At 73.6% G+C, this 2246-nt stretch carries 3 protein-coding genes; 2 read left to right on the forward strand and 1 reads right to left on the reverse strand.

Annotated elements, in window-relative coordinates; genetic code table 11:
* On the forward strand, positions 1–596 hold a 596-nt coding region (locus VIP82_RS07570; protein WP_331907244.1), incomplete at its 5' end, for a helix-turn-helix transcriptional regulator.
* Positions 597–630: 34 nt separating this feature from the next.
* Positions 631–1794, forward strand: a complete 1164-nt coding sequence (locus VIP82_RS07575; RefSeq protein WP_331907246.1) for a flavin-containing monooxygenase — start codon at positions 631–633, stop codon at positions 1792–1794.
* A gap of 12 nt (positions 1795–1806) precedes the next feature.
* On the opposite strand, the gene VIP82_RS07580 is transcribed toward VIP82_RS07575, so the two are convergent.
* Positions 1807–2246 (reverse strand): ComEA family DNA-binding protein (locus VIP82_RS07580; protein WP_331907248.1); only part of this gene is annotated, 440 nt, incomplete at its 5' end.

Raw genomic sequence — 2246 nt, forward strand, 5'->3', positions numbered from 1 at the left:
TGCTCGCAGCCGCCACGCGCGTCGCACTGGACCGCGGCCGCGTCGCCGAGGCGGAGGCTGCGGCACGCGAGCTGGCGGAGTGCGCGAGGGCCTTCGACACGCTGTACCTGCGCGCACTGTCGGCCCGTGCCGACGGCGAGGTCGCACTGGCCGAGGGGCGGGCGGCCGATGCGCTGTCGGCCTTGCGCACGGCGTGGGCGGCGTGGCGGCGCCTCGACGCACCATACGACGCCGCGCTCACACGGATCTCGATCGGGGCCGCGGTGCGTGACATCGGCGACGCCGAGGGTGCCGAGCTCGAGTTCGACGCAACGCGCGGCATCCTGGAAGGCCTCGGCGCGATCCCCGATCTCGCCCGCCTGGAACGTACCGCCACGGCGGCGGCGGTCGCCGACCCGGGTCTCAGCCGGCGTGAGCGCGAGGTGCTCGGGCTCGTCGCCCACGGGTGGTCCAATCGGCGGATCGCCGAGCACCTCTTCCTCAGCGAGCGCACCGTCGCCCGCCACGTCGGCAACATCCTGGCGAAGCTCGGCGTTCCAAGCCGCTCCGCGGCGACCGCGTACGCGTTCGAGCACGGCGTCGCCGCCGCGCGATGACGCACCCACCGCCGGCAATTGGTCATTTCTGCCGATGCCGGCCACCGGCGCGCGCTCCTACCGTGAAGGCCTGGAGGTCATCATGGACATGGCAGCACTCGACACCGTCGTCATCGGGGCAGGGGCGGCGGGCCTGCACACCGCGCGTCTGCTCGCGGCGCGCGGTGTGGACTTCGAGATCATCGACGCCCGTCCCCGCGTGGGCGATACCTGGCGCGAGCGCTACGGTTCGCTGCGGCTCTTCACGCCGCGCCGGTGGGCAGAGCTGCCCGGCATGCGGCTCGGCATCGGCTTCTTCGACTATCCGACCGGCCCCGGGTACGCCGATTACCTGGAGCGCTGTGCGACCGCCATCGGCGCGCCGTTGCGCCTGTCCACCAGGGTGGACCGGCTCTCGCAGGAGACCGACGGCCGCTTCCGCCTGCTGCTGTCCAGCGGCGATGAGATCGTCGCCGCCCACGTTGTCGTGGCTGCCGGCGCACACCATCGGCGCATCGTCCCGCCCTTCGCGGACGAGCTCGAGCCGACGATCCACCGGCTCCATTCACTGGACTACCGGGGGCCGGACGATCTCGCACCGGGACCGGTGCTCGTGGTCGGCGCGGCGAACTCGGGCACCGACATCGCGCTCGAGTCCGCGGCATCCGGTCATGCGACCACGCTCGCCGGCCGCCACCCGGGTCAGGTGCCCGGCCGCATCGACAGCCCCATCGGAAACCTCGTCAGCAGCATCTTCATCCGCCGGCTGCGACGGCTCACCCTCGACACCGAGCGGGGGCGGCGATTCGCGGCCGAGCATCGCGGCCACGGTGTGAACCTCGTGCGCAACCACGTCACCGACCTCACGAAGGCCGGCGTGCGCCGAGTCGGCCGGGTGGCAGGCGTCGACGTCGACGGCCGGCCCGTGCTCGAGGACGGTGAGCGGATCGACGCCGCGACCGTCGTGTGGAGCACCGGTTCGCTGCCCGACCTCCGGTGGATCGACATCCCCGCGACGTTCGGGACAGACGGGGCCGTCGAGCATGTCCGCGGCATGGCGACACGCGTTCCGGGCCTCGCGTTCGTGGGGCTGCCGTTCCAGTACTCCGTCGCCTCGCCGACGCTCATGGGGATGGGACGGGATGCCGCGCACATCGTCGCGCGCATGCTCGAGGGAGCAGGGGCGGCGAGGTCGGCGGCATCCGTCGTCGCGGGATGAGACGGCGTGCGGTCAGTAGTCGACGCGCCGCCCGAAGCGGCGTTCGCCGCGTGGGCGGGGAGAGCAGGTGGCGACGCGGCGCAGCCGCACGATCTCGTGCGGCTGGAGCCCCACGGTCTCACCGAAGTCCTCGACGGACGTGAACCCGCCCTGCGCCTCGCGCTCCTTCACCGCGCGCCGGGCCCGTGACCGCGTCATGCCCGGCAGGTCCTCCAGCTCGGCGGCGGTCGCCGTGTTGACGTCGACCGGCTCGGCCGGCGGGGCCGCCTCCTCGCGCGCGGCGATCATGTCATCGCTAGAGGCGCCCACGGACGCGGCGAGTTCCACGGCGTCATCGGGAACCGTCTGCGACGCGGCGTCCGCCTCGGCCGCCGCCTTGGCCTCCGCGGCCTTCACCGCAGCAGCCTTGGCGGCTGCGGCACGCGCGGCGGCCGCGCGCGAGCGCCGCGACG

The organism is Microbacterium sp., from assembly GCF_036566905.1.
In the GTDB taxonomy this organism is placed as follows: domain Bacteria; phylum Actinomycetota; class Actinomycetes; order Actinomycetales; family Microbacteriaceae; genus Microbacterium.

Bases quoted from the DNA above. Each gene is read 5' to 3' on its own strand.
- VIP82_RS07575 (WP_331907246.1), top strand. From the start codon at position 631: ATGCCGGCCACCGGCGCGCGCTCCTACCGTGAAGGCCTGGAGGTCATC.